Genomic DNA, 25,163 nt, shown 5'->3' with positions numbered 1-25,163 from the left:
GCGACGATTCAGCACCGAAAAGACACGAGCCCATCACACATGCACGAAGGAACTTTCGCTAAGTGCGCATACGTCCTGTATGCAACGCGAAAGCCACCGCATCCTGCGGAAGTAAGGACCGGGCGCTTTTTGCCTAGTTTTTCTAATACTATAAGAAACCTGAAATTGGGGACACCGTTATGGGCATCGATGGGGATACGAAGGAAGTCGCGGCGCTGAATCAAGGGAGGGCGGCAACGCTCTATGAGCCGAGCCTTGTCGAGAAGATGCTGAAAACTTGGAACAAAATCGTCTGTTTTTTGTGCTGCAGCTGCAGACGGAGTAAGATCATGTGAAATCATGGGTTGCAAAATTGAGCATTGGTCAAAGTATACAGAAGCAGATGAATGGATGCATGAAAGTTGAAAATTAACCTTTTCTTCATATACATGGTTCGCCTCGCTGGAGTAAAATAAAAGCACAGACTCTAGGGAAGGGGCGGCTTCAGTGGTCGATTATCATTTTTCTCCAAACGCACTGCCGAGAAACTCAGTCTTTGCCAAGCACGGCATGGTGGCGACGGCGCAACCGCTTGCTGCACAGGCAGGGCTGGACATCTTGAAACAAGGCGGCAATGCGATCGATGCAGCCATCGCAACAGCGGCATGTCTCACGGTCGTGGAACCGACATCTAACGGACTGGGCAGCGATGCCTTTGCTTTAATCTGGACAAAAGGGAAGCTGCACGGATTGAATGCGAGCGGAACGGCGCCGCAGGCGATGTCGATTGACGCTGTTCAGGCACGTGGCTACCAGAAAATGCCAGCGCATGGACTCATCCCGGTGATGGTTCCCGGTGCGCCTGCTGCATGGGCAGCGTGTTCAAGAAAGTTCGGCAAGCTCCCGCTGACGGCGGTCCTTCAGCCGGCCATCGATTATGCAGAGCAGGGGTTCCCCGTTTCACCGGTGGTTGCCCTAAACTGGAAGCGTGCGTTTAATGCATATAAAGAGAAATTTCATGACGCCATGTTTGATCCATGGTTTCGAACCTTTGCACCGAATGGGCGTCCTCCTGAACCGGGTACACTTTGGAAAGCCCCGGATCACGCCCGCAGCTTGCGTGCTATTGCCGAGTCAGCTAGCGATGCCTTTTATAAAGGGGAACTGGCCGATCGTATTGATGCCTTTTCGAGGAAACATGATGGATTTATTCGTAAAAGTGATTTGGAAAACTATCAGGTACAGTGGATCGAGCCAATTTCAACCACGTATCGCGGTTATGAAGTCTGGGAGTTACCACCGAACGGTCAAGGGCTCGTTGCGTTGCTCGGTCTAAATATTTTAAAACAATTCGAGCTTGAGAGCGAAGCGGGTATCGATACATATCACAAACAAATTGAAGCACTAAAGCTCGCATTTTCGGATGGCAAGGCCTACATTACCGACCCGAGCGAGATGACGAACGAGACGCAACAGCTGCTCAGCGAAGCCTATGCAAAAGAACGCGCAGGTCTAATTGGTCAATTGGCGATTACACCGGAACCGGGCAGATTGCCAAAAGGCGGGACCGTATATCTAGCCACCGCGGATGAGGATGGAAACATGGTGTCGTTTATCCAGAGCAATTTTATGGGCTTCGGATCGGGAATTGTGATCCCGGGTACCGGCATTGCAATGCAAAACCGCGGCTATACCTTTTCGTTGAATCCTCAGGATGCGAACGCATTGAAACCAGGCAAGAAAACCTATCATACAATTATCCCGGGATTTCTGTCGCGCAATGGTCAGCCGGTCGGTCCATTTGGCGTGATGGGTGGATACATGCAGCCGCAAGGACATCTACAAGTGATCAGCCGGCTTATTGACGAGCGCCTGCATCCACAGGCGGCACTTGATGCACCAAGATGGCAGTGGATGGAAAACAAGACCGTTATGGTTGAACCGAGTTTTCCCAATGCAGCTGCTCAAGCATTGGCTCGGCGCGGACATGACATTCGCGTTGCACTTGATACCGGTTCATTCGGGCGCGGGCAAATCATCTGGCATGATCCAAAAACGGGTGTTTTAGCGGGCGGCACGGAATCGCGTGCGGATGGAGTCGTTGCAGCTTGGTAATTTCTATCTTAAGACAGCAGAGAAAGCAGTTAGGAGTTTGGTTAAATGACTCAAGGATCAAAAAAAAGAACGGCACAAAAATCGGCATTTGCCGTTCACCGGGATTTGTTCGTTGCCTTTTTTCGCTCCGGTATTGTCAGCTTTGGTGGCGGTCCGTCGGGCATTCCGCTTATTGAAGCAGAGGTTGTAAAACGGTATCAATGGATGACGCTTGAAGAATTCGGTGATTTGGTTGCCTTGGCCAACGCATTGCCCGGACCGATTAACACAAAGCTGGCCGGCTATGTCGGCTGGAAAGTAAAAGGGTTCACCGGACTGTTCGCAGCATTAAGCGCAGTGATCCTGCCAACGGTTGTTCTTATGATTGCGCTGCTTGGCGTGCTTGTACGTTTCAACGATCAGCGCTGGGTGCGCGGTATGACGCAAGCCGTACTTCCGGTCGTCGGCGTGTTAATGGCACAATTGACCTGGAAGTTTATGAAAAATGCCAAAAAAGGGCTAGGCTGGACGATTAGCTTGATTCTGGTTGGTATAAGCTTTGTATTGATGGAAGTTCTGCATGTCCATCCGGCGATTCTGATTGCGCTCACCTTGCTGATCGTGCTGATCAAGCCTTCAAAAAAGGCGGGTGACAGCAAATGATTTTTTGGCAGTTGTTTCTCGCTTTTTTCATTCCCGGCATTCTTGGATACGGCGGCGGTCCGGCATCGATACCTCTGATTGAAAATGAAGTGGTCGGTCATTACCATTGGATGACGGTGACCGAGTTTAGTAATGTACTAGCTTTCGGCAATACACTGCCTGGACCGATTGCGACAAAAATGGCCGGTTACATTGGATATGAGATTGCGGGCGTTTTCGGTTCATTAGTGGCGGAATTTGCCACAGTTGCGCCGTCACTGATTCTTTTGATTGCTCTGTTGCGGATACTTGCCCGGTTTAAAGATTCTCCTAAGGTGAATTGGCTGACTTTACTTATTCGACCGATTATTGTTGTCATGCTCGGTATGATGGCCTACAACTTTTTTGCAGCATCTGCACAGGCTTCAGGATGGTTGCCGATGATTCTGATTGCAGCGGTCAGTTTTGTACTGATGGAGCGCTTTCGTGTTCATCCAGCTTTTGTTATTGCCGGAGCATTGCTGATCGGCGCGGCTTTTATGGGATAAATGAATTATTGATTAACATTTTGCATCGATGATTGCGGATCTGTCGGTAAAAAAGGCCGACAGATTTTTTGCATCGTTCGGTAGTGGTTAAATAGGGATTGAGGCACTTCAATATACAAAAAAACAGACCGCTCAGTTTGAGGGCCTGTTTTTTGTTTTGTTCAGTAACTGTTAAACCAATTCTTTGTTCTTCGTCTCGTGACCGAGGAACAGAACGGCGAGGATGCCGACAATGATTGATAGGCAGAAGATGGTAAAGATTCCGCCGATCGATACTTTTTGTACGAGCAGATAGCCGACGAGCAGCGGTCCGAAAATACCGCCAATCCGGCCGAATGCTGCCGCCATGCCGGTACCGGTTCCGCGGACAACAGCGGGATATTGTTCCGGCGAATAGGCATAGAGCGCGCCCCAAGCTCCCAGATTAAAGAACGAAAGCAGAATGCCGGACGTGAGAACCATTGGAAGCGTCGAGGCATAGCCGAAGAAATAAGCAAAGACGGCGGTTCCGAACAGATAGACAATCAGTACCCATTTGCGGCCCCATTTTTCGATCAGCCACGCTGCCGTGAAATAACCGGGCAGCTGCGCGATCGTCATGATCAGTACGTAGCCAAAGCTTTTGACCATGCTGAACCCTTTTAAAGAGACAACGTTAGGGAGCCAGAGAAACATGCCGTAATAGGAGAAGACAACGCAGAACCAAAGGATCCAGAGCATCACGGTTTGCCGCACATAGTTTTTTGACCAAACCGTGCTGATATTTTGCAACACGGTTGGTTTTTCTTTTTCAGCTTTGGCAACATAATTAGCTGAGTCATGAATGTTCCATCTGAGGTAAATGGCATAGAACGCAGGAAGCGCACCGACCAGCAGTGCGATCCGCCAGCCGAAAGATGGAATAATAAAATATGAAATCAGTGCGGCGATGATCCAGCCGCCCGCCCAGAAACTTTCGAGTAGGACAACGGTACGTCCGCGCTTTTCCGTCGCAACACTTTCTGAAACAAGCGTTGAAGCAACCGGGAGCTCACCACCAAGCCCCATTCCAATGATGAAGCGCAGAATGAGGAAAATCGTCAAACCGGTTGCCAGTGCGGAGAGACCGGCTCCGATCGAAAATACGAGCAAGGTTAAAATAAGGACATTCTTTCTCCCAATTCGGTCGGCAGTTAATCCGAAGACGAAAGCGCCGACGGCCATACCGATCGAGCTGACACTGCCAATCCAGCCCATCTGAGCAGCGTCTAATTTCCAATCGGCACCCAGTGCGGCGATGATAAAGGATAACATGCCGACATCCATTGCATCAAACAACCAAGCAAGCCCGGCGACGCCAAGCAATTTCCGTTCTGAAATTTGTTTTACAGATGACATAAGATCCTCCTATAGATCATAGATAAGTGCAGCCTCGCCATGCGAAGCATTTGTACAAGTTATCAAAATTGATTATAGTGATTGAGTTTACAAGTGTAAAGACACTTGTGGAAAAAAGTTGCCGATCGATTCATTAAGCGATTTGCCGAAGTCGACCGTTAATCAAACGGATCATGTTACACTATAAAGAAATAGCGTTGCCGGAGGGAAGAACGTGTATTTACAGGATGTTCAAGATTGGGAAAAAAGATTCTATGAAAAACGAGGATGGAAAGACCTTCCTCCTTATATTCGCGTTGGCTTTTTAATGGAAGAAATTGGTGAAGTGTCACGCGCGGTGCGCGCTTCTGAAATCGGTCGTGATCACCCTGATGAGGAAAAGATGACAAAGAAAGAAGTAAGAGAAAATCTTGCAGAAGAGTTGGGTGACGTCTTGTCAAATGTCGCAATTCTTGCCGATTTGTACGGCATGACTTTGGAAGACGTTGTTCAAGCCCATCGAAAAAAGCTAATGAAGAGATATAAGGAAAACGAACGGTACGAATAGTCAAAGAGGTCTCCTTTTTATGCATCCATAGAAGGAGATCCTCATTTTTAACAGGAAAAAAAGTATAAGGTTTTGCCTTGCTTATGGCTGATTCCGTTAGTACCCTACTTCAACGGATGCGTTAACGATGTACATTAAGTCATTCTTATCATTCTTATCTTTCAGGACAATGCCGCTTGGCGTTGCCATGCCGCCATCCATTAGCTCCACGTGAACCGTACCGTAGGGAATCTCAGCCTTAACTTTTTCAATATCAACACGTTCTTTATCCTTTGGCACAGCGAGACGAATCGTTACGTTCATCTTGTTCAAGTCATGATTGGGCAGAAAGCGGGTAATGCCCGGCATTGAATTTCGATGAATCGCATCACGAACCGCGCGAACCGCTGCGCAGGTGACATCCTGACCGTGGACATCAATGCCAAAACCTGTTTCAATAAATAAGAGATGCTCCATGAGAAAGGCTCCTTTATGCGAAGTTTATTTGATTATAGCAAATGGGAGGGTTAATGGATAAGATTGTGCTCAATAATCTTTTGACATGTAAGATAATCTGACGAAAACAACCAATTATTCCCTTGAAAGAACTAAAATTAATGGGGAAAGTTAGAAAAGAATTAGAAGCATAAAATGTCGGATACTTGTAGAAGCAGACGTTTTATAGAGTTTTAACGCGCTAAAGGATGCAAAAGCCGAACAATAAAAATTATGTTCTGCAAAATTTTCGTTTTTTCCCCGCTTTTCTGTTTCCTTTTTAAAGAATTTAAGCTATAGTAAATTTTGTGAGTTTTAAATTTCAAAAGTTTTAACGGGGGGTTTTTACGTGTTTAAAAAGAGAATAGCGGTGCTTGTAGCCTTTGTTGTTGTTTTAGGTTCCATTCTTGCCGGCTGCGGCAACAGCAAATCAAGCGGCACTTCAACGAAGAAAAGTGCATTCAAAGCGGGGATGGTTACGGACACTGGCGGTGTTGATGACAAATCCTTTAACCAGTCTGCTTGGGAAGGCCTGACAACGTACGCTAAAGACAATGACCTGAAGAAGGGCACTGATGTTAAGTATCTGCAATCAACCCAACCATCGGATTACTCACCAAACTTGAACACAATGGTTCATCAGAACTTTAATATCGTATACGGTATCGGTTTTCTGATGCAAAGCGACATTCAGAAAGTTGCGGAACAAAATCCGAAAGCACAATTAGGTATTATTGACGCTGTCGCTGTTGATAAGAACAATAAACCGTTGAAAAACGTTGCAAGCATCACGTTTAAAGAAGAACAAGGCTCATTCCTTGTTGGTGTTGTTGCAGGGTTAACCACGAAAACCAATAAAGTCGGTTTTATCGGCGGGATTAACTCAGCACTGATCAAAAAATTCGAAAACGGATTTAAAGCCGGTGTGAAAGCCGTAAATCCTGATGCAGAAGTGTACGCACAATATGCCGGTGCATTTGACGCACCTGACAAGGGACGCGCAATTGCTCAAACGCTTTATACGAAAGGCGCGGACATTATCTATGCATCTGCCGGCAACACAGGAAATGGTGTGTTCACCGAAGCGAAAAACCGTGCGAAAAACGGTAAAAAGGTTTGGGTAATCGGTGTTGATAAAGATCAGCATGATCAAGGTATGCCGGAAAACGTAACGTTGACGTCGATGGTTAAACGGGTCGATAAAGCGATTTATGACGTAACGAAACAAACAAAAGCCGGTGATTTCCCAGGCGGACAAGTTCTTTCATTCGGTCTGAAAGAAAATGGTGTAGGAATTGCACCGACAACTGAAAACGTATCAAAGAAGGCACTCGACGAAGTAAATCAATATAAGAGCAAGATCATTGACGGTTCCATTAAGGTTCCGACAACCGATAAAGAATTCAAAGAATATGCTGCTACCTTAAAGTAATCGATTGTTTAATTCATGTTGGATGAGGCATTTATTCTGCCTCATCCTTCACTTATAATTAGGCTGTGTTTCGATCATTTTTTTCTACATAGTCAGAGATGGGAGACTGAAGGCATGTCCTATGCAATTGAAATGAGACAGATCAGGAAAGAATTTCCCGGTATTGTTGCCAATGACAACATCACCCTTCAGGTCGAAGAAGGCGAAATTCATGCGCTGTTCGGTGAAAATGGTGCTGGAAAATCGACGCTGATGAATGTTCTTTTCGGTCTGTATCAGCCCGATAGAGGAGAAATTTATGTTCATGGGGAAAAGGCGGTTATTCATGACCCCAACGACGCGACTCGGCTCGGCATAGGCATGGTTCATCAACACTTTATGCTGATTGATAAATTTACTGTCGCTGAAAACATCGTTCTTGGCAGAGAGCCGAAAAAAAACGGTGTTCTCGATATGAAAAAGGCAGTGAAAGTTGTCAGAGAGCTATCCGAAAAATATGGATTGGATGTTGATCCGGAGAAAAAAGTTGAAGAAATAACCGTTGGCATGCAGCAGCGTGTGGAAATTTTAAAGACACTCTATCGCGGCTCCGATATTCTGATCTTTGATGAACCGACTGCGGTCCTGACGCCAATCGAAATTCAAGAATTGATTGAGATTATGAAGCGTCTCGTCCATGAGGGAAAGTCGATTATTCTCATCACGCACAAACTGAAAGAGATCTTTGAATGCTGCGATCGTGCTACGGTTATTCGGCGCGGAAAAAATATCGACACGGTGAAGATTTCCGATACCAATCCAACCGAGCTTGCCAGCATGATGGTTGGACGCAAAGTACATGTTCAGGTTAATGACGCGCCATACAATCCTCAAGGAAAAGTGCTGGAAATTGAGCACCTAAACGTTGCCGACACGCGTAAGGTAGAGGTCATCAAGGATTTGAATCTAACTGTTCATGGCGGCGAGATCCTCGGTATTGCCGGTGTAGACGGCAACGGACAGACAGAACTCATTGAGGCGATTGCCGGACTGCGCAAGACGAAAAGCGGTACGATAAAGCTGAACAATCAAGATGTGACCAATCAAAGGACACGCAAAATGATAGAAGCCGGCTTAGGTTATATTCCGGAAGACCGGCAAAAGCATGGACTTGTTTTGGATTTCTCGATTGCTGAAAATATGGTGTTGCAGACGTATTATCAGAAGCCGTACGCGCAGATGGGGATTTTGCAGAATAAAGTGATCGCAAAGAAAGCCAAAAAACTGATTCAGGAATTCGATGTTCGGACTCCGAGTGAAAAGACGCATGCCCGGGCGCTTTCGGGCGGCAATCAACAAAAAGTGATCGTTGCTCGTGAAGTGGATCGCAGCCCGCAGCTTCTGATCGCAGCGCAACCGACACGCGGTCTGGACGTTGGGGCGATTGAATTTATCCATGGAAAGCTGATTGAAGAAAAGAAAAAAGGCAAAGCGGTACTGCTTGTTTCTTTTGAATTGGATGAGATTCTGCATTTAAGCGACCGTATCGCGGTCATTTACGAAGGGCATATCATTGACATTGTCAGCCCGAAGGAAACCAATGAAAATGAACTCGGCCTGCTTATGGCCGGCAGAAAGAAAGGGGGAAATGAGGCGTGAGCAATTTATTGAAAAAGGTAAATTGGATGACCTTGCTCATCCCGGTCATTTCCGTCATTCTCGGTCTTTTATGCGGGGCTGTAATCATGCTTGCGATCGGTTATAATCCGGTATTGGCTTATCAATCGATTGTCGAATCGATCTTTCTTCAGCCTTATTATGGCGGCGAGACGATTCGGGCGATGATTCCGCTCGTCTTGGCAGGCCTTGCCGTCGCGTTCTCTTTTCGGACAGGCCTTTTTAATATTGGTGTTGAGGGACAGTTGATGGTTGGCTGGCTTGCATCCGTGGCCTGTGCGATCTGCCTCGGGCATCTCCCGAAAATCATTTTGCTTCCGCTGTCCATTATTGCGGGCGGAGCTGCCGGTGCACTTTGGGGATTTGTTCCTGGATTTCTGAAGGCGCGGTTTAAGGTTCATGAAGTCATTTCAACAATTATGATGAACTACGTTGCGCTTTATACGACCGCCTATATCATTAAAAATTTTCTCTATACGGAAGGTGAGCGTACGCCGACGATTCCTTCCGCGGCATCGCTTGCTTCACCGTTTCTTGCGAATCTCACACAAGGATCACGCTTGCACTGGGGCATTATTGTCGCGATTATTGCTGTGTTTGCGATGTGGTTTCTATTATGGAAAACAACAAAAGGATATGAATTGCGCTCGGTCGGCTTCAGCCCGGATGCATCCAATTACGCCGGGATGAATGTTGCGCGCAATGTCATGCTGTCGCTGACCATTTCCGGCATTTTCGCCGGACTTGCCGGAGCGATGGAAGGACTAGGCACCTATCAATACATGACGATCAACTCTGCCTTTACCGGCATCGGCTTCAATGGTATTGCGGTTGCACTGCTCGGCCTTAATACACCGATTGGCGTCTTGTTGGCCGGAGCGTTATTTGCCGGTTTGCAAAACGGTGGGCTGACCATGCAGGCCAATGCCGGTGTTCCGGTTGAATTGGTCAACATCATCATTGCTCTGATCATTTTCTTTGTCGGCTCGAGCTATGCGATTAAATGGATCCTGAGCCGCTTTTCGAGAAAGGGGCAGAAATAATGAGCTTTTTTGAAATTTTGACAATCATTATCCCGTCAACGCTACTGACTGCTGCTCCGCTGATTTTCACGTCACTGGGCGGCATGTTCTCGGAACGATCCGGGGTTGTCAATATTGGTTTGGAAGGGTTGATGGCGGTTGGTGCATTCACTGCAGCTGTTTCGACCTTAGGGCTTGAGCATGCCGGCCTTGGCAATGCCTCTCCTTGGATTGCCATTCTGATTGCCGGAGCGATCGGCGGGTTGTTCTCGTTGATTCACGCAGTTGTATCCATTTCATTTCGTGCGGATCAAACCGTCAGTGGGGTGGCGTTAAACTTTCTTGCGGCCGGCCTGACCATCTTTCTTGTGAAATTGATTTTCGACGGCAAGGGCCAGACCCCTTATATTACCCACAATATTGATAAGGTGGATATTCCCGGTTTGGCAAAGCTTCCATTTCTCGGGCCGATCTTTTTCCAGCAGGTCGCTTATACCTCTTATATCGCGATTTTCATTGCCATTCTGTGCTGGTTTATCGTTTACAAGACACCGTTTGGCTTACGGCTCCGGTCGGTTGGTGAACATCCGGCTGCAGCAGATACGCTTGGGATCAGCGTCATTAAGATGCGCTACATCGGCGTTTTGCTGAGCGGCGTGCTTGGCGGCATCGGCGGTGCGGTTTACCTTGTGACGATAACGTCCAACTATAACGTTACGACGATCGCCGGGCAAGGGTTCCTCGCGTTAGCCGCACTTGTCTTTGGTAAATGGCATCCAATAGGAGCAATGGGGGCGTCGCTGTTTTTCGGCTTCGCGCAAGCACTCAGTATTACCAGCCAGCAGATTCCATACTTGGATCGACTGCCATCAGTATTTATGCTGATTGCGCCTTATGTCCTAACGCTGATTGTTCTTACTGGATTCGTTGGCCGTGCTGAAGCACCAAAGGCCGATGGTGTGCCGTATATTAAAGGACAGCGTTAACGCTTCAGAAGATATGAATCAACCGCTGCCGGATTATTTCCGGCAGCGGTTTTGACTACCACTAAAAGTTGCCACTGCATGAGAAAAAATTTTCCGATATAATAGGGGGTATTAAGATCCATTTGGTCGCATGACCGATGTGGAGAAGATGACGTTTGGAGGATGAAAAATGACGACAATCTGCCTGGTTAGGCATGGAGAAACCGATTGGAACGCGATGGGAAAACTGCAGGGGCGCGAAGACATTCCGCTTAATGAACGGGGAAGAAAGCAAGCAGCAATGGTAGGGGAATATCTGAAGTCGGAGCAATTTTCTGCGGTCGTCACCAGCCCGCTGCTGCGTGCAAAACAGACGGCCGAGATCGTCAACGCTTATATTGGCGATCTACCTCTCGCGGTGGACCGTGATTTCATTGAGAAATCTTACGGCGAAGCATCTGGATTGACGATTTCGGAGCGAGATCAGAAATTTCCGGAAGGCAATATACCGGGACTGGAGCCGTTTGATCACATCAAGGAACGGGTAATCCGCGGATTAGATCAGGTGAAAACGAGCCACCCTAATCAAAACGTTTTGCTTGTTGCACATGGCGGTTTGATCAATGTGATTCTCGCACTTCTTTCCAATGGAAAAATTGGAACCGGGAAGACAAAGCTGTTTAATACATGCATTAGCCATATCGCGACCAAAGACGACTCGTGGCAAATCATCGATTATAACTGCATTGATCATTTAAGTCGGTTCGGTAAAGTGACCAGTATCTGAATGGTGGTTTTTGAACATCAAAAAAACAATAAAAAAAGCGGATCAAAGTCCGCGCTTCGTTGCTCTATTGAATAAAGCGGGTGATGGGAATCGAACCCACGACGAGAGCTTGGGAAGCTCTAATTTTACCATTAAACTACACCCGCATAACTAAAAAAGCCATCTTTAATCTTATAAGAACGGACAATTTTTGTCAATATTAAGGATTTGCTTGCATCACAATTTTTTCTTGAGATAATGGCAGTAGCGCTTAATAGTGAGAATTATAAAAAGTCGCAGAAAATAACAGTCTCATGGCGAGCAGGGAGTGTCAATCAGGATGAAGGCAATTTTAACCGTAATCGGTAAGGATAATGTCGGCATTATCGCCGGTGTCAGCAGCAAGCTGGCAGAATTGAATGTAAACATTTTGGACGTTTCGCAAACGATCATGGATGGCTATTTCACGATGATGATGGTGCTTGATCTCGAAAAAGCTTCGACTAGTTTTGCTGAAATCAAAGCGTCTTTATCGGAAAAAGGAACCGTATTAGGTGTTCAGATCAAGATTCAGCGTGAAGAAATTTTCACATCGATGCACAGCTTATAAGGTGGAGGAATTCGGAAAATCATGGAAACCAAACAAATACTTGAAACGATTCGAATGATCGAAGAAGAAAAGCTGGATATTCGAACAATTACAATGGGAATTTCACTGCTTGACTGCATTGACAGTGACGGAGCGAAAGCGAGAACCAAGATTTATGACAAAATGACACGCCGTGCCGAAAATCTTGTTAAAACCGGTGCAGCGATTGAAGAGGAATTCGGTATTCCGATTATTCATAAACGCATTTCCGTGACTCCGATTTCACTCATTGCCGGTGCATCTCAGGATGAGAATTACACGGCTTTTGCTCAAACTTTGGATGACGTTGCGAAGTCAACTGGTGTGAATTTTGTCGGTGGGTTCAGCGCGCTTGTGCAAAAAGGGTACACCACGGGTGACCGAAAATTGATCCAATCCATACCGGAAGCATTAGCAACGACTGAATTTGTCTGTTCCTCTGTCAATGTGGGCTCGACGCGTTCCGGAATCAATATGGATGCGATTAAGCAAATGGGCGGTATCGTCAAGGAAACAGCAGCGCGCACGGCAGATCAGCAAGGCCTCGGTTGTGCAAAACTGGTCATTTTTGCTAATGCTGTTGAGGACAACCCATTCATGGCCGGTGCTTTTCACGGTGTCGGCGAGGAAGACTGTATTCTGAACGTTGGAGTCAGCGGTCCGGGCGTTGTGAAGCGCGCGTTGGAGAAAGTAAAAGGCCAGCCGTTTGACGTGGTGTCCGAGACGGTTAAAAAAATTGCATTTAAGATTACGCGAATGGGACAACTGGTCGGCCGTGAAGCCTCAGAGCGACTCGGCGTTCCGTTCGGGATTGTTGATTTGTCGCTGGCACCAACACCTGCAGTTGGTGATTCTGTGGCACATATTCTTGAAGAAATGGGGCTTGAGTCTGTGGGGACCCACGGAACAACCGCAGCACTTGCCCTATTAAATGATGCTGTGAAAAAAGGCGGGGTTATGGCATGCAGCCATGTCGGCGGGTTAAGTGGTGCATTTATTCCTGTTTCTGAAGATGCAGGGATGATTGATGCGGTCAATCGCGGAGCGTTGAACCTGGAGAAACTGGAAGCCATGACTGCAGTTTGTTCCGTAGGTCTGGATATGATTGCAGTACCGGGTGATACGCCGGCAGAGACGATTGCCGCAATGATTGCCGATGAAGCGGCGATCGGCGTCATTAACAACAAAACGACAGCGGTACGCGTGATTCCAGCACCTGGCAAAGCTGTTGGTGAGACGGTCGAATTTGGCGGACTGCTCGGACACGCACCGGTGATGGCGGTTAATCGCCATAAATCGGCCGATTTTATTAATCGCGGCGGACGAATTCCTGCACCGATTCATTCATTTAAAAATTAACGAAAAAAGCGGAAACCAACAGTTGGTTTCCGCTTTTTTCTTAGTGGATTAGTGATTTTGATGGTCTTGTTTGTTCAAGCCATTCGTTTGTTTTTCGCTGTCTCCAGTGCGTTGCGCGCGTTCGCGTTCTTCTACCGAATGCTCATCAAGCGGTTCAGCAAATTCTTGTTCGAATGCAGATTGATTCTTTTTCTCGTCTTTTTTCTGTACCACGATCGTCACAGCTTTCTTTGTTTTTTTGACGGATGGTGTTCCGGTTACCGCCAAGAAATAGTGTGAGCAGTTTCGAAAAAAATATGCCTGCTGCTTCCGGTCGTTCCATGGCAAAAAAGAGGATTTGGATAACCATTAAGCGAAGATCATATCCTAAAGACCTAGTTAGCACAAAGGGGAGGATCTCGATGCCTGGACGGTTATCTGAAGTTGATTTAAGCCAATCCATTACAGATAAAGACGACTACGAAAAAAAATTAAAAAAGTATCAGTTGAAGCTGCTGTCGATGCAACACTTGCTGCTCGAGCGAAACCTGGGTGTTCTGTTTGTCTTTGAAGGATGGGATGCAAGCGGAAAAGGCGGGGCAATTAAGCGGGCAGTTGCCAATCTTGATCCGAGGGGCGTGCGCGTCTGGCCGATTTCCGCTCCGGCTCCACATGAAAAACGCTATCACTACATGCAGCGCTTTTGGCGCAAGATTCCTCAATATGGACAAATTGCCATTTTTGATCGTTCGTGGTACGGGCGCGTGCTTGTGGAACGCGTGGAACAACTGGCGAAACCGGACGAATGGAGTCGTGCCTATGAAGAGATTAATGAATTTGAACGCATGCTGACTGCGGATCGCTATAGGATTCATAAATTCTGGCTGCACTGCACAAAAGATGAGCAGTATAAACGATTCAAAAAACGCGCCTCCGATCCGCTGAAAAAATGGAAAATAACTGATGAAGACTGGCGGAATCGTGCGAAGTGGGATGCGTATGCTGCTGCGGCAGAAGAAATGTTTGCAAAGACCGATACGGTTGAAGCTCCGTGGACCATTGTGCCGGCAAACAATAAATGGTTTGCACGCATTACGATCTTGAAAGAGATGACGAAATCCATTAAGGAGCATTTAAAAGCAAACGGTGTGAACCAAGATGAGATTCCCGTTCCTTTAAAAAAGTAAGCGAAAGATTTAGATGACGATTTTTTTGAGAATATGCCCTTTTGATACCGAGTTCATCTTCTTTACGCTATACTTTTACATGAAAGCAATTTTTTCATGAAGGATGTTTCGGTGAATCGCGCGTTTCCCTAGGATAGCGGGCAGGAGGGAATGACTTGGATATCTCACAAAAACATGCAATGATCGACATTGGATCGAATTCAATAAGGCTTGTGATTGTCGGTATTGATCGGGATTTTTTTTCCAAAGAAATGATGAATTTTAAAGCAGTCGCACGATTGAGCAACTACATAGATGAGCAAGAGCGATTAAGTGAACAAGGCATCTCTGTCCTTCTTTCCGTTCTGAGGCGGTTTCAGTTTATTATTGAACGAGAAAGCGACGTGCAGCTTGTCGATGCGTTTGCTACAGCAGCGATGCGCAAGGCCAAGAACCGGGAAACTGTATTTCAACAAGTACGGGAGGAAACCGGACTTTCGATACGACTTTTGCCCGGTCTGCAGGAAGCGTTCTATGGGTATCTTGCAGTGATTAACTCAACGTATGTTGAGGATGGGATCACCATTGATATCGGTGGAGGAAGTACTGAAGTGACGATGTTTCGGAACCGTCATTTGATTCATTCGCATTCGTTTGCATTCGGGGCGGTAACCTTGTATCAGAGCTTCTATAAAAACGGAGGTGCTGATGCGGGTGATCGTTTGGAGACTTACATCAAAAATAAATTTTCCGAAGTGGACTGGCTGAGCGGCAACCGACTTCCGATTATCGGTATTGGCGGGACGGCAAGAAATCTGGCACGTATCGATCAGATTCGAGAGCATTATCCGATGGTCGGTTTGCATCAGTATACGATGCCTCGAGAACGGCTTAATCGATTGACAAACTTGTTGGCGGAGATGAGTATTGAAGAGCGAGAAACGATGGACGGGCTGTCAAAAGACCGCTCTGATATTATCCTGCCTGCTGCAGCCGTTATTAATACGCTGGTGAAAATGAATGAGGGCGAATCATTCATGCTCAGCAGTGAGGGACTGCGTGAAGGTGTTTTTTACGAATGGGTGCTTAAACAGCGCAGGCAGGCGCGCATTCCGTATGTCCTCAACGAAAGCCTGCGACAGCTTCGGCGCGACTTTAATTTAGACAGCGATCATACGGCCTATGTAAAGAAATTAGCCTTCCAGATTTTAATGGGCATCATGGATTTTATGAAGGGAACGGCTTCAGAGAAACGCATCGCCTGGGTCCTCTCTCATAGCGCGGATTTAGCTTATTTAGGCGAATTTATTAATAATGAATCCAGCAGTGCACAAACGTTTTATTTACTCACAAACATGAACATTAACGGGATCAGTCATCACGACCGTTTGGCGGTCGCTCTAGTCGCCTCATTTAAAAATCGATCCCGCCTCACCGATTATGCCAAACCCTTTCAGAAGCTGGTCACAAAAGATGAGCTGAAGCTGTATGAAGTACTTGGCGCTGTGCTGCGTCTGGCCCACGATTTTGATCGCACGAAACTGCATGTGGTTGATCGGCTTTCGGTAAAGATGACAAAGAAGAAGCTGCGCATTATTGCCTACTACCATGGCGACGCTTATTTTGAAGCGCAAGCGGCTCAGCGGCACAAAAAGCATTTGGAACGTGCACTCAAAGCATCGCTTGCGATTAATTTCGTGGATGGCGCAGAATAAGTCTTGTCAACCGTAATGATTAGGTAGAAAATAGAAGCGGTAGCTATGAAAAAGTACGGAAAGGGGTTACTTATGTCTATTTTAGTATTAGGTGGAGCCGGTTACATCGGTTCGCACGCCGTTTATCAACTGATCGATGCTGGTGAACAGGTTGTCGTTGTCGACAATTTGCAAACCGGTCACAAAGAAGCCGTACATCCGAAAGCAAAATTTTATCAAGGCGATATTCGCGATAAAGCATTTTTAGATTCTGTTTTTAAAAAGGAAACCATTAAAGGCGTCATTCATTTCGCCGCAAATTCACTTGTTGGTGAATCCGTAGAAAAGCCGTTGAAATACTTCAACAATAATGTCTACGGAATGCAGGTGCTGCTTGAAACGATGCACGAAAACAATGTGAAGCATATTGTTTTCTCATCGACCGCCGCTACTTACGGAGAACCGGAAGTTGTGCCGATCACAGAAGAAATGCCGACGAAACCGACAAATCCATACGGTGAATCGAAACTGACGATGGAAAAAATGATGAAATGGTGCGACCGTGCTTATGGCATGCGCTTTGTTGCACTGCGTTATTTTAACGTCGCCGGCGCAAGCAAATCGGGCAAAATTGGCGAGGACCACCATCCGGAAACGCACCTGATTCCAATTGTGCTGCAAGTTGCAGCCGGTGAACGGGATCATATAGCCATCTTCGGTGATGACTACGCAACCAAAGACGGTACATGTGTCCGCGATTATGTGCATATTGAAGACTTGATTGCGGCTCACCGTCTTGCACTGCGTTATCTGTTTGACGGCGGTCAGAGCGATGTATTCAATCTTGGATCCAGCGAAGGATTTTCCGTCAAAGAGATTATTGAAGCAGCACGAAAAGTGACAGGCAAAGCAATTCCGGCTGAACTGGCACCGCGTCGTGCCGGTGATCCAAGTACTTTGATTGCTTCACCGAAAAAGGCAAAAAGCGTGCTGGGCTGGGATCCGCAGCACACTAATATACCGGAAATTCTGACCGATGCATGGGCTTGGCACAGCAGCCATCCGCAAGGCTATGCAAGCAACGTGTCTCTGGAAAAATAAGGGTTCCATGATTTGTGGCGAAAAGGCCAAGAATACTTTGACAGGCAATGCATTTCGCGGTACAATCAAACCACTAACCAATTAAATACTTCTTATCCAGAGCGGCGGAGGGACTGGCCCGATGAAACCCGGCAACCAAATGGAGACATTTAAGTGCCAATTCCTGCAGAATCCAAGTGGATTTTGAGAGATAAGAGAAGATACGGATGACACAGGCTTCTCTCTTATCGGGAGAAGCCTTTATTTTTTCCAAGATCTCATAGAATAGGAAGCTGGGAAGGAATGTTGCGGTTAGAATTCATACTATTCTTATATATAAACGGGAGGAAGACATCTTGAAACGAATCACGTCAGCAATTTCAGCACTATTGGCTCTTTCTTTAATTTTTGTACTCGCCGCTTGCGGCAGCAGCTCCTCAAATGGGTTAAGTGAAAAGGAAATAACGGTTGGTGTGACCGGCGGCCCCCATCAGGAAGTGATGGAACAAGTGGTTAAACTTGCTAAGAAAGACGGATTGACGATTCATTTAAAAGTATTCAATGACTACAACCAACCTAATATCGCACTGAATGATAAAAATTTGGATGCAAACAGCTATCAAACCATGCCATTCTTGAAGAATCAGATCGAAAATAAAGGCTACAAAATCACCGATGTTTTCAAAACGGTTGCCTTCCCGATGGGGATCTATTCCAAGAAAATCAAAAACCTTGATGAACTGAAAAAAGGCGACAAGATTGCCGTTCCAAACGACCCGGCAAATGAACTGCGCGGACTGCAGCTGTTTGAAAAAGCCGGTGTGATCAAGCTGAAAAAAGGTTCCAATGTGACATCGACAAAACGCGATGTGATTAGCAACCCGAAAAAACTACAGATCATCGAAATGGACGCAGCACAGCTTCCGGCGCAGCTAAACGAAGTCGCTGCATCAGCGATTAATACAAACTTTGCCATGGGTGCCGGTTTAACCGTTCTGAACGATTCAATTTTCCATGAACCGCTCAAAAACAATCCATACCCTAACTATTTCGTTGTTCGTACCGATAATAAGAATGATAAAGTTGTCAAACAACTGAAAAAATATTACCAATCAAAAGAAGTTAAGGACTTCATTGAGAAGAAATTTGGAGGCTCTGTAGTTCCTGCTTGGTAAGGAGGAAGCATTTTTGATTAGGCTAGAGCATATTTCGAAGACTTTTCGTGTCGGTAAAAATAAAATAGAAGCCTTGAAGGATGTATCCCTTGAGGTGAATAAAGGTGAAATTTTCGGAGTCATTGGTTTCAGTGGTGCAGGAAAAAGTACACTGATTCGATGCATTAATCTGCTTGAACGCCCGACCAACGGCAAGGTGTTCGTTGAAGACCGTGATGTACTGACTTTGAATAAAAAAGACTTGCGGAAGCTGAGACGGAAAATCGGAATGATTTTTCAAGGCTATAATTTGCTGGAGACGGCAACGGTTTATGAAAATATCGCGACACCGTTGCGGCTAGAAGGCGTGTCAAAAGATGAAATTAAGCAGCGCGCAGAGAAGTACCTGGATATTGTCGGGTTGACGGATCGCCGCAATGCCTTTCCAAGTCAATTGTCCGGTGGGCAGAAACAGCGCGTGGCAATCGCACGGGCGCTCGCTCATGAACCTGAAATTTTGCTGAGTGATGAAGCGACCAGTGCGCTCGATCCGAACACAACGGATGCCATTTTGGAACTGCTGCTTCGGGTCAATAAAGAGTTGGGGATAACAATTTTTTTGATCACACATGAATTGAATGTTATTCAGCGCATTTGTGACCGTGTCGCCGTCATGGAAAACGGCAAGGTCGTTGAACAAGGTTCGGTGGTTGATGTGTTCACACGCCCGCAGCAGGCAATGACGAAGCAGTTTATCAGTAATGAAGCCAAGTTTGCGATTCCTGTGCAGCTTAAAGGCGAACTGCTAAAGACCGGAAAGTTAGTCAAATTAACCTTTCTTGGCGAGTCCTCCAAGGATCCGGTGCTTGCCACACTGGCCAAGCAATTTGACGTGCTGCCAAGCATCATTGCCGGAGGGATTGATCAGCTGAAAGATCAATCGGTTGGTAATCTGCTTGTCCATATCAAAGGAGATCAAAGCAAGGTTGAGACTGCCGTAAAATTTTTGCATGAACAGGATGTTCTTGTGGAAGAGGTGAATGAGTGATGGCTAACTTTTTAAATGAATGGGGCGGCTCCATTTGGGAAGCCTTTATTCAGACAACGCAAATGACTTTAATTTCGCTTGCGTTTTCCATCCTTATTGGTCTTCCGTTAGGGGTTCTGCTGGTCTTAACACGTAAAAATGGGCAGTGGGACAATCCTATAGCCTTTACGATTGTGAATTCCTTGATCAACGTGATTCGTTCGGTCCCATTTATTATCTTGCTGTTCTTCCTGCTTCCGTTCACAAAGTCGGTAGTCGGAACAACGATTGGTGTGAAAGGGGTCATTGTTCCACTGGTCGTTGCCTGTGCACCTTATATTGCCCGTTTGCTGGAAACGGCAATGCTCGAAGTCAGCAAAGGCGTCATCGAAGCGTATCAATCGATGGGGATTTCAACACCGAAAATTATTTGGCACGTCATCATTCGCGAAGCACGTTCGTCGATTATTCTCGGCCTGACGATTGCAATTATTGGTTTGATTGGTGAAACCGCTATGGCCGGATTTGTCGGTGCCGGAGGACTAGGCGACTTGGCTTATCAATTTGGTTATGTGCGGTTCCAACCGGATGTTATGTACGCAGTCATTATTATTTTGATCATTATTGTCCAGATCGTTCAATCGATCGGCAACCTGATTGCCCGTCGATTGAAGAAAAATTAACAACGAATGAAAGACAAGCAGTGCAGGCTCTCGTAAAAACACGAGGCTTGACGCTGCTTTTTTCTTTGTTTAAAATGTTAAGTGTATTTAACATTGTGGTTCATAAACGATCTATTGGAGCGGTGAATTTGGCTGTTCAACTTCAAAATCAGGTTAAAGCACTCCGTGCACGTTATGGTTTGACGCAAGAACAATTGGGCGCGCGGGTCGGTGTCACGCGGCAGACGATTGCTTCGATAGAGAAAGGCAACTATGTTCCTTCTCTCTTACTCGGCCTGCAAATTTGCGAGGTGTTTCAGTTGCCGGCGGAGAAGGTTTTTCAATTAGAAAAAGGAGTGGCTGAACAATGAAGCGGCTTTGGTTTTCGTTTGCAATGTCTTTAAGTACAATTTGCGCTTTTGGCATGGCTATGATTCCGCTGGTCGAACTGACGCGCGGGCTAGCCTTACTGATCAATGAAAACAGGAGTGCCTACAGCGTTACCCTGCACTTTGCTTGGTTTGTCCCCATACTCTTCTTAGGAATCGTTGAAGCGATTGATCATTTATGGAATCGGAGGAAAAAGCATTTGGCATACTGGATCTATCCGCTGATCACGCCGGCCAAGGATGAAAGGGAGCGCTCGATTACCGCTTCTGCAGCGCATGCTGCCTTTATCGCGCTATGGGTGGGCGCGCCGATTTGTGCAGGCTTGTTATGCTTCTATCCGCTATTTATTCATGTGCTTCCGGTCTATCCTATTCTTATTGCTTTGCTGATTCCTTTGGTTCAAGTCATTGTGTACTATTTAAAAATCCGGAAGATCTATCTGTGAGCTATGGGAATGGGGGCAAAGCGATGACGCGACATAAGCTGGATTGGTTGATTACTACGGGACTTCAATGGATTTTGAATACGGTCTTGATTGCTTTGGCGGTTGTGCTCAGTGTTGCACTGGTCAAAGAGACGTATTCGTTTTTCACCTATCTTTTCTTGAACGAAAATGCTTCCTATTACCATTTGCTTGAAGGCATTCTTGTCTTCTTTCTTTACTTCGAATTTATTGCGCTGATTATCAAATATTTTCAAGCGCATTATCATTTTCCGCTCCGCTACTTTGTCTACATCGGTGTGACTGCGATTGTACGGCTGATTATCGTTAGCCATGATGACCCGCATTCGGTATTGCTCTATTCAATCGCTATTCTCGTCCTCGTTGCAGCACTGTACATTGCAAATACCAAGATGTTGAAACGCGAATGAAAAAACCATCTCATCAGCACTAACTTTGCTGGGGAGACGGTTTTTTAACAATTTATAGCAAACGCTTACAATATTACTTATAAACTTTTGCAATCGCGTCTGCGGTGACGATGGCATTGAATACATCATCAGGAGTGACATGGAAGGGCATATTGACCATTGTGTCGTTTTCAGCGCATGAACGTTCGGCAACGTTTCGCCATTCTTCTTGCTTAAACGCCTTAACACCCAGATCTTCAAGTGTGAGCGGAAGCCCCACGGCTTTCATAAGTCGAATCACGTCGACTAATTCATCATGTGCTGCGTTTTCGAGCACAAGCTGTGCAAGCAAACCGAACGCGACTTTCTCACCATGTTGAACGCGATGAAGTGACGGTACGGCGGTCATCCCGTTATGAATGGCGTGTGCTGCGGCTAGGCCACCGGATTCAGCACCGACACCGCTCAGGTAAATGGTTGCCTCAATCACTGCTTCGACGGCTTGTGTTGACAGTTTGTTTTCAACAGCATGAACAGCGGCAACTGCGTTTTGCTGGATGGTTTCGTAGCATTGTTTGGCAAGCCCGACACCAATAAGCGAGGGACGGAGGTTAACTAAGTTCAAGCCGTAGCCGCGGTAGCAGGCACGTGCTTCAAAATAGGTGGTTAATCCATCACCGATTCCGGCAGCAAAGAAACGCTTTGGTGCCGCAGCCAGAATTTCCGTATCGGCAATGACCATGTCCGGATTGCCGGGCAGGAACAAATAGTGATCAAAGGCACCTTGATCATTATAAATAACAGCGATTGAAGTACATGGTGCGTCCGTCGATGCAATCGTCGGATAGAGCACAACGGGAAGCTTTTCATAATAGGCAGCTGCCTTTGCGGTATCCAACGTTTTTCCACCGCCAATACCGACAATAACATTCGCCCCTGCTGAGCGAGCCAATTTTCGATTGCGGTCAATCTCAGTTTGCGTACATTCGTAATTGAATTTCTCAAAAGATGCGGTTAATCCGGATGAACGAAATGATGCGCCACCGACATTGGCCGCACGATCAACGATGAATTCATCGCAAATGAAGTACGCATTGTCGCCGAAAGGGCGGATATAGCTGCTAATATCCGAAAGAATGCCTTTCCCAACGATAAACTTTTTAGGAGAAGTCACAGACCTAGCGAGTTTTTTGCCCTTACTCAGTAGTGGGGTATCTACCATAATCAATCACTCCTTATTTGAATTACAAAAATAATTATAAAACTTTAGACTGAAATAGCTAGTGAAAACGCTTATATTTATGAATAAAATGTGAACTTTTATGCATTTCCTGAGGAAAAAGTTAGTATTTTAGTAAATTGTCTATTGACAGAAATGAAAGAGATGATCTTGATTGAGGACGTATGCATTTTTCAGTATTGAAATTCTTAAGTCGTTCATGTATGGTTTTGTTGAGAGACTATGCACGGACGATCTGTGAGTAGCCAATACACGTAACTAAGGGGTAGAAAAAATGGGAAAAGTGCTTGTTTTCGGTCATAAGAGTCCGGATACCGATGCGATTTGCTCAGCAATCGCGTTTGCTGATTTGAAAAAGCAGCTGGGCGAAGATGTCGAAGCCGTTCGCCTTGGCGATTTGAACGGTGAGACAGAATACGTTTTAAATCATTTTGGGGTTGCGGTTCCGCGCCTTGTAAAGACAGTGGCGAATGAAGTGCCTGCTGTTTATCTGGTCGATCATAACGAACGTGCCCAAAGTGCAGACGATATTGAAGATGTCGAGGTACTCTCCGTTGTCGATCATCACAGAATTGCTAATTTCGAAACGAAAGCGCCGCTGTTCTATCGCGCGGAACCGGTTGGATGCACTGCAACGATCATTAATAAACTGTACAAGGAAGCAGGCGCCACGCTTTCGAAAACGATTGCCGGGCTGATGCTGTCCTCGATTATTTCCGATACGCTGCTGTTCAAGTCGCCAACCTGCACCGATGAAGATGTGAAAGCAGCGAAAGAACTGGAAGCCATTTCCGGAGTCGATGTGCAAACGTACGGTTTGGACATGCTTAAAGCGGGGACAAACATTGCCGATAAGTCAGCAGAAGAATTGATTACGCTTGATATGAAACCATTCGAAATGGGTAAGTATACTGTAGAAATTGCTCAAGTGAATGTTGTGGATACCAACGATGCGCTGTCCCGTCAGGCGGAACTTGAAGCTGCAATCCGTAAAGAAATCGAAACGAAGAATCTGGATCTGTTCGTTCTGGCCGTAACAAACATTTTGACCAGCGATTCTGAAGCGCTGATTCTTGGAAAAGCAGCGGCAGCAGCTGAATCAGCATTCAAAGTTACACTGGACAACCATGTTGCAACCCTAAAAGGTGTAGTTTCGCGTAAGAAACAAATTGTTCCAGTATTGACCGAATCATTAGCAGATTAAGATGCATAAATGCCTAAAAACAGGGGGAGCGATCCCTCTGTTTTTTTTGCAAGAAAAGAAACATCCATGACCCGCTTGAGAGACGTGGGACACCGCATCCTGCAGAAGTAAATAGGGGGGGAATTCCTCTTAATTCGAAAATAAGATAAAAGACAGCTTAAATAAATGGAGAGATTCCGCTTATCAACTTGAAAAACGTGAAAATGAAGGATTTTGCTTTGTATAGTCGGAAAATTTCCCCTTATTTCACTCGTTGCTTCATTAAGGACCAGAATTCATAATGAAACAGAAGTGAGGTGGATCGAGATCATTTTTATTCGCTCAAGAATGTCCAAGAACCCTTCATTAAGATGCGAGACGCCTGCGGGATCAGCCTGCCAGCGAAACCCCACAGGTGCTTGTTGAGCCGCGATCGTGCGAGTGGATGACGAATCACGTATAATTGGTTAAGAAGATTTTCATGCAAAGGAGAATTTATTTTCATGGATAATCCAGTCATCAGAACATTATTGAATCATCGCTCGATTCGCAAGTTTACCGATCAGAAGTTGTCTGAGGACCAGATTGAATTGCTGGTGAAATGTGCACAAGCGGCATCAACGTCAAGTTATACGCAATCTTTTTCGATTATCGGAATTGATGATCCGGCACTAAAAAAGGAGCTGCGCATCATTAGCGGCGATCAGCCTTATGTTGAAGCGAACGGCGGCTTCTTTGTCTTTGTCGCTGATCAGTACCGCAACAAAAAAATCGGTGAGCGCAGCGGCATCGATACCCGAGTATTGGATACAACACAACGGCTTACTGTTGCGCTTGGCGACGCAGCTTTTGCAGCCCAGAACATGGCGGTTGCTGCTGAATCAATGGGACTTGGAATCTGCTATATCGGCAGTATTCAACGTGACATTGAGCGCACAGCGGCATTGCTCAAGCTTCCGGACTATACGTTTCCGCTGTTCGGCCTTGCTGTGGGCTACCCGGATCAAGAGCCGGAAAAGAAACCGCGCCTTCCCCTGAAAAACATTTATCATCGCAACACTTATGCTGCTCAATTGGACGATGCAGCGCTTGAACGTTATGATCAGCAGGTTGCAGACTATTATCATTCACGCACCGGCGGACGTCGGGAGGAAACGTGGACCGAGCAGATTGCAAACGGCCTGAGCACGCCGCCGCGTCTCGCATTGAAGCCTTTTCTGGAAAAGCAGCATCTTGGCAGGCGCTAA

27 protein-coding genes, 1 tRNA gene and 1 riboswitch are annotated in these 25,163 nt (G+C 46.2%); of the genes, 23 read left to right on the top strand and 5 right to left on the bottom strand.

Annotation, left to right across the window (positions count from 1 at the left end):
• Positions 1–179 precede the first annotated feature (179 nt).
• The 4 genes from K7399_RS11765 (at position 180) to K7399_RS11750 (ending at position 3,263) form a co-directional block, all read left to right on the top strand.
• Positions 180–335 carry a hypothetical protein gene (locus K7399_RS11765; protein ID WP_156994730.1) on the top strand — a complete coding sequence of 52 codons (156 nt, stop codon included), beginning with the start codon at positions 180–182 and terminating at the stop codon, positions 333–335.
• A 214-nt stretch (positions 336–549) separates the two neighbouring features.
• Positions 550–2,094, top strand: coding sequence for a gamma-glutamyltransferase family protein (locus tag K7399_RS11760; RefSeq protein WP_223362605.1), 1,545 nt, complete (start codon positions 550–552; stop codon positions 2,092–2,094).
• A gap of 45 nt (positions 2,095–2,139) precedes the next feature.
• Positions 2,140–2,736, top strand: a complete 597-nt coding sequence (locus tag K7399_RS11755; protein WP_051575168.1) for a chromate transporter — start codon at positions 2,140–2,142, stop codon at positions 2,734–2,736.
• Positions 2,733–3,263 carry a chromate transporter gene (locus tag K7399_RS11750; RefSeq protein WP_028978017.1) on the top strand — a complete coding sequence of 177 codons (531 nt, stop codon included), beginning with the start codon at positions 2,733–2,735 and terminating at the stop codon, positions 3,261–3,263. The genes K7399_RS11755 and K7399_RS11750 overlap by 4 nt, the downstream gene beginning before the upstream one ends.
• A gap of 171 nt (positions 3,264–3,434) precedes the next feature.
• Here K7399_RS11750 and K7399_RS11745 read toward each other — a convergent pair whose 3' ends face one another.
• On the bottom strand, positions 3,435–4,640 hold the full coding sequence (locus tag K7399_RS11745) for an MFS transporter (RefSeq protein WP_028978018.1): 1,206 nt from the start codon (positions 4,638–4,640) through the stop codon (positions 3,435–3,437).
• 214 nt (positions 4,641–4,854) lie between these two features.
• On the opposite strand from K7399_RS11745, the gene K7399_RS11740 reads away from it, so the two are divergent.
• Complete coding sequence (locus K7399_RS11740; RefSeq protein WP_028978019.1) at positions 4,855–5,187, top strand: MazG nucleotide pyrophosphohydrolase domain-containing protein; 333 nt, start codon at positions 4,855–4,857, stop codon at positions 5,185–5,187.
• Positions 5,188–5,283: 96 nt separating this feature from the next.
• Here K7399_RS11740 and K7399_RS11735 read toward each other — a convergent pair whose 3' ends face one another.
• Complete coding sequence (locus K7399_RS11735; RefSeq protein ID WP_028978020.1) at positions 5,284–5,643, bottom strand: Lin0512 family protein; 360 nt, start codon at positions 5,641–5,643, stop codon at positions 5,284–5,286.
• Positions 5,644–6,010: 367 nt separating this feature from the next.
• On the opposite strand from K7399_RS11735, the gene K7399_RS11730 reads away from it, so the two are divergent.
• The 5 genes from K7399_RS11730 to K7399_RS11710 all read left to right on the top strand — a co-directional run bounded on the left by K7399_RS11730 (position 6,011) and on the right by K7399_RS11710 (position 11,523).
• Positions 6,011–7,093 (top strand): BMP family lipoprotein, encoded by a 1,083-nt coding sequence (locus K7399_RS11730; protein WP_028978021.1) that lies wholly within the window; start codon positions 6,011–6,013, stop codon positions 7,091–7,093.
• Between the two features lie 114 nt (positions 7,094–7,207).
• On the top strand, positions 7,208–8,731 hold the full coding sequence (locus K7399_RS11725) for an ABC transporter ATP-binding protein (RefSeq protein ID WP_028978022.1): 1,524 nt from the start codon (positions 7,208–7,210) through the stop codon (positions 8,729–8,731).
• Positions 8,728–9,792 (top strand): ABC transporter permease, encoded by a 1,065-nt coding sequence (locus tag K7399_RS11720; RefSeq protein WP_028978023.1) that lies wholly within the window; start codon positions 8,728–8,730, stop codon positions 9,790–9,792. The genes K7399_RS11725 and K7399_RS11720 overlap by 4 nt, the downstream gene beginning before the upstream one ends.
• Positions 9,792–10,757, top strand: coding sequence for an ABC transporter permease (locus K7399_RS11715; protein WP_028978024.1), 966 nt, complete (start codon positions 9,792–9,794; stop codon positions 10,755–10,757). The genes K7399_RS11720 and K7399_RS11715 overlap by 1 nt, the downstream gene beginning before the upstream one ends.
• Positions 10,758–10,926: 169 nt before the next feature.
• Positions 10,927–11,523, top strand: coding sequence for a histidine phosphatase family protein (locus K7399_RS11710; RefSeq protein WP_028978025.1), 597 nt, complete (start codon positions 10,927–10,929; stop codon positions 11,521–11,523).
• Positions 11,524–11,598: 75 nt separating this feature from the next.
• Here the strand turns inward: K7399_RS11710 and K7399_RS11705 are convergent.
• Positions 11,599–11,669 (bottom strand) — tRNA-Gly (locus K7399_RS11705).
• Positions 11,670–11,842: 173 nt separating this feature from the next.
• Here K7399_RS11705 and K7399_RS11700 point away from each other — a divergent pair.
• Positions 11,843–12,112 carry an ACT domain-containing protein gene (locus K7399_RS11700; RefSeq protein ID WP_028978026.1) on the top strand — a complete coding sequence of 90 codons (270 nt, stop codon included), beginning with the start codon at positions 11,843–11,845 and terminating at the stop codon, positions 12,110–12,112.
• Between the two features lie 21 nt (positions 12,113–12,133).
• Positions 12,134–13,489 (top strand): PFL family protein, encoded by a 1,356-nt coding sequence (locus K7399_RS11695; protein WP_028978027.1) that lies wholly within the window; start codon positions 12,134–12,136, stop codon positions 13,487–13,489.
• 48 nt (positions 13,490–13,537) lie between these two features.
• Here K7399_RS11695 and K7399_RS11690 read toward each other — a convergent pair whose 3' ends face one another.
• A complete protein-coding gene (locus tag K7399_RS11690) occupies positions 13,538–13,702 on the bottom strand; it encodes a hypothetical protein (RefSeq protein ID WP_160168743.1) in 165 nt (54 codons plus the stop codon).
• A gap of 188 nt (positions 13,703–13,890) precedes the next feature.
• Between K7399_RS11690 and K7399_RS11685 the strand changes: the two genes are divergently transcribed.
• The 9 genes from K7399_RS11685 (at position 13,891) to psiE (ending at position 21,514) form a co-directional block, all read left to right on the top strand.
• A complete protein-coding gene (locus K7399_RS11685; RefSeq protein ID WP_028978029.1) occupies positions 13,891–14,655 on the top strand; it encodes a polyphosphate kinase 2 family protein in 765 nt (254 codons plus the stop codon).
• Between the two features lie 155 nt (positions 14,656–14,810).
• On the top strand, positions 14,811–16,349 hold the full coding sequence (locus K7399_RS11680; RefSeq protein ID WP_028978030.1) for a Ppx/GppA family phosphatase: 1,539 nt from the start codon (positions 14,811–14,813) through the stop codon (positions 16,347–16,349).
• Between the two features lie 72 nt (positions 16,350–16,421).
• Positions 16,422–17,429, top strand: a complete 1,008-nt coding sequence (gene galE, locus K7399_RS11675; RefSeq protein ID WP_028978031.1) for a UDP-glucose 4-epimerase GalE — start codon at positions 16,422–16,424, stop codon at positions 17,427–17,429.
• An 89-nt stretch (positions 17,430–17,518) separates the two neighbouring features.
• Positions 17,519–17,626: riboswitch (SAM riboswitch) on the top strand.
• Between the two features lie 138 nt (positions 17,627–17,764).
• Positions 17,765–18,583 carry a MetQ/NlpA family ABC transporter substrate-binding protein gene (locus tag K7399_RS11670; protein ID WP_028978032.1) on the top strand — a complete coding sequence of 273 codons (819 nt, stop codon included), beginning with the start codon at positions 17,765–17,767 and terminating at the stop codon, positions 18,581–18,583.
• A gap of 13 nt (positions 18,584–18,596) precedes the next feature.
• On the top strand, positions 18,597–19,610 hold the full coding sequence (locus K7399_RS11665) for a methionine ABC transporter ATP-binding protein (RefSeq protein WP_028978033.1): 1,014 nt from the start codon (positions 18,597–18,599) through the stop codon (positions 19,608–19,610).
• Positions 19,610–20,272: a methionine ABC transporter permease gene (locus K7399_RS11660; RefSeq protein WP_028978034.1), complete on the top strand. Its 663-nt coding sequence runs from the start codon at positions 19,610–19,612 to the stop codon at positions 20,270–20,272. Before K7399_RS11665 ends, K7399_RS11660 begins: the two co-directional genes overlap by 1 nt.
• Before the next feature lie 128 nt (positions 20,273–20,400).
• Positions 20,401–20,622, top strand: a complete 222-nt coding sequence (locus K7399_RS11655; RefSeq protein WP_037564009.1) for a helix-turn-helix transcriptional regulator — start codon at positions 20,401–20,403, stop codon at positions 20,620–20,622.
• Positions 20,619–21,086 (top strand): hypothetical protein, encoded by a 468-nt coding sequence (locus tag K7399_RS11650; protein ID WP_028978036.1) that lies wholly within the window; start codon positions 20,619–20,621, stop codon positions 21,084–21,086. Before K7399_RS11655 ends, K7399_RS11650 begins: the two co-directional genes overlap by 4 nt.
• A gap of 23 nt (positions 21,087–21,109) precedes the next feature.
• Positions 21,110–21,514: a phosphate-starvation-inducible protein PsiE gene (psiE, locus tag K7399_RS11645; protein ID WP_028978037.1), complete on the top strand. Its 405-nt coding sequence runs from the start codon at positions 21,110–21,112 to the stop codon at positions 21,512–21,514.
• Positions 21,515–21,587: 73 nt separating this feature from the next.
• Here psiE and K7399_RS11640 read toward each other — a convergent pair whose 3' ends face one another.
• The gene (locus K7399_RS11640) at positions 21,588–22,715 is read right to left on the bottom strand and encodes a glycerol dehydrogenase (protein ID WP_037563999.1); all 1,128 of its coding nucleotides are present in this window, start codon (positions 22,713–22,715) and stop codon (positions 21,588–21,590) included.
• Between the two features lie 292 nt (positions 22,716–23,007).
• Here K7399_RS11640 and K7399_RS11635 point away from each other — a divergent pair, with 292 nt between their 5' ends.
• Together K7399_RS11635 and nfsA are read left to right on the top strand one after the other, a co-directional pair.
• Entirely contained in the window at positions 23,008–23,937 is a 930-nt protein-coding gene (locus K7399_RS11635; protein WP_028978039.1) for a manganese-dependent inorganic pyrophosphatase, read from the top strand.
• A gap of 482 nt (positions 23,938–24,419) precedes the next feature.
• Complete coding sequence (gene nfsA, locus K7399_RS11630) at positions 24,420–25,163, top strand: oxygen-insensitive NADPH nitroreductase (protein WP_028978040.1); 744 nt, start codon at positions 24,420–24,422, stop codon at positions 25,161–25,163.

It is taken from the genome of Sporolactobacillus terrae (assembly GCF_019930545.1).
GTDB classification, from domain to species: domain Bacteria; phylum Bacillota; class Bacilli; order Bacillales; family Sporolactobacillaceae; genus Sporolactobacillus; species Sporolactobacillus terrae.
The sequence above is the reverse complement of the archived record's forward strand: the minus strand, read 5'-3'. Positions and strand labels throughout refer to the sequence as shown.

What these genes read in the sequence shown, in the direction of transcription:
- K7399_RS11765 (WP_156994730.1), top strand. Translation starts at nt 180, where the DNA reads ATGGGCATCGATGGGGATACGAAGGAAGTCGCGGCGCTGAATCAAGGG.
- K7399_RS11760 (WP_223362605.1), top strand. Translation starts at nt 550, where the DNA reads ATGGTGGCGACGGCGCAACCGCTTGCTGCACAGGCAGGGCTGGACATC.
- K7399_RS11755 (WP_051575168.1), top strand. Translation starts at nt 2,140, where the DNA reads ATGACTCAAGGATCAAAAAAAAGAACGGCACAAAAATCGGCATTTGCC.
- K7399_RS11750 (WP_028978017.1), top strand. Translation starts at nt 2,733, where the DNA reads ATGATTTTTTGGCAGTTGTTTCTCGCTTTTTTCATTCCCGGCATTCTT.
- K7399_RS11745 (WP_028978018.1), bottom strand. Translation starts at nt 4,640, where the DNA reads ATGTCATCTGTAAAACAAATTTCAGAACGGAAATTGCTTGGCGTCGCC.
- K7399_RS11735 (WP_028978020.1), bottom strand. Translation starts at nt 5,643, where the DNA reads ATGGAGCATCTCTTATTTATTGAAACAGGTTTTGGCATTGATGTCCAC.
- K7399_RS11725 (WP_028978022.1), top strand. Translation starts at nt 7,208, where the DNA reads ATGTCCTATGCAATTGAAATGAGACAGATCAGGAAAGAATTTCCCGGT.
- K7399_RS11715 (WP_028978024.1), top strand. Translation starts at nt 9,792, where the DNA reads ATGAGCTTTTTTGAAATTTTGACAATCATTATCCCGTCAACGCTACTG.
- K7399_RS11710 (WP_028978025.1), top strand. Translation starts at nt 10,927, where the DNA reads ATGACGACAATCTGCCTGGTTAGGCATGGAGAAACCGATTGGAACGCG.
- K7399_RS11700 (WP_028978026.1), top strand. Translation starts at nt 11,843, where the DNA reads ATGAAGGCAATTTTAACCGTAATCGGTAAGGATAATGTCGGCATTATC.
- K7399_RS11695 (WP_028978027.1), top strand. Translation starts at nt 12,134, where the DNA reads ATGGAAACCAAACAAATACTTGAAACGATTCGAATGATCGAAGAAGAA.
- K7399_RS11685 (WP_028978029.1), top strand. Translation starts at nt 13,891, where the DNA reads ATGCCTGGACGGTTATCTGAAGTTGATTTAAGCCAATCCATTACAGAT.
- galE (WP_028978031.1), top strand. Translation starts at nt 16,422, where the DNA reads ATGTCTATTTTAGTATTAGGTGGAGCCGGTTACATCGGTTCGCACGCC.
- K7399_RS11660 (WP_028978034.1), top strand. Translation starts at nt 19,610, where the DNA reads ATGGCTAACTTTTTAAATGAATGGGGCGGCTCCATTTGGGAAGCCTTT.
- K7399_RS11650 (WP_028978036.1), top strand. Translation starts at nt 20,619, where the DNA reads ATGAAGCGGCTTTGGTTTTCGTTTGCAATGTCTTTAAGTACAATTTGC.
- psiE (WP_028978037.1), top strand. Translation starts at nt 21,110, where the DNA reads ATGACGCGACATAAGCTGGATTGGTTGATTACTACGGGACTTCAATGG.
- K7399_RS11640 (WP_037563999.1), bottom strand. Translation starts at nt 22,715, where the DNA reads ATGGTAGATACCCCACTACTGAGTAAGGGCAAAAAACTCGCTAGGTCT.
- K7399_RS11635 (WP_028978039.1), top strand. Translation starts at nt 23,008, where the DNA reads ATGGGAAAAGTGCTTGTTTTCGGTCATAAGAGTCCGGATACCGATGCG.
- nfsA (WP_028978040.1), top strand. Translation starts at nt 24,420, where the DNA reads ATGGATAATCCAGTCATCAGAACATTATTGAATCATCGCTCGATTCGC.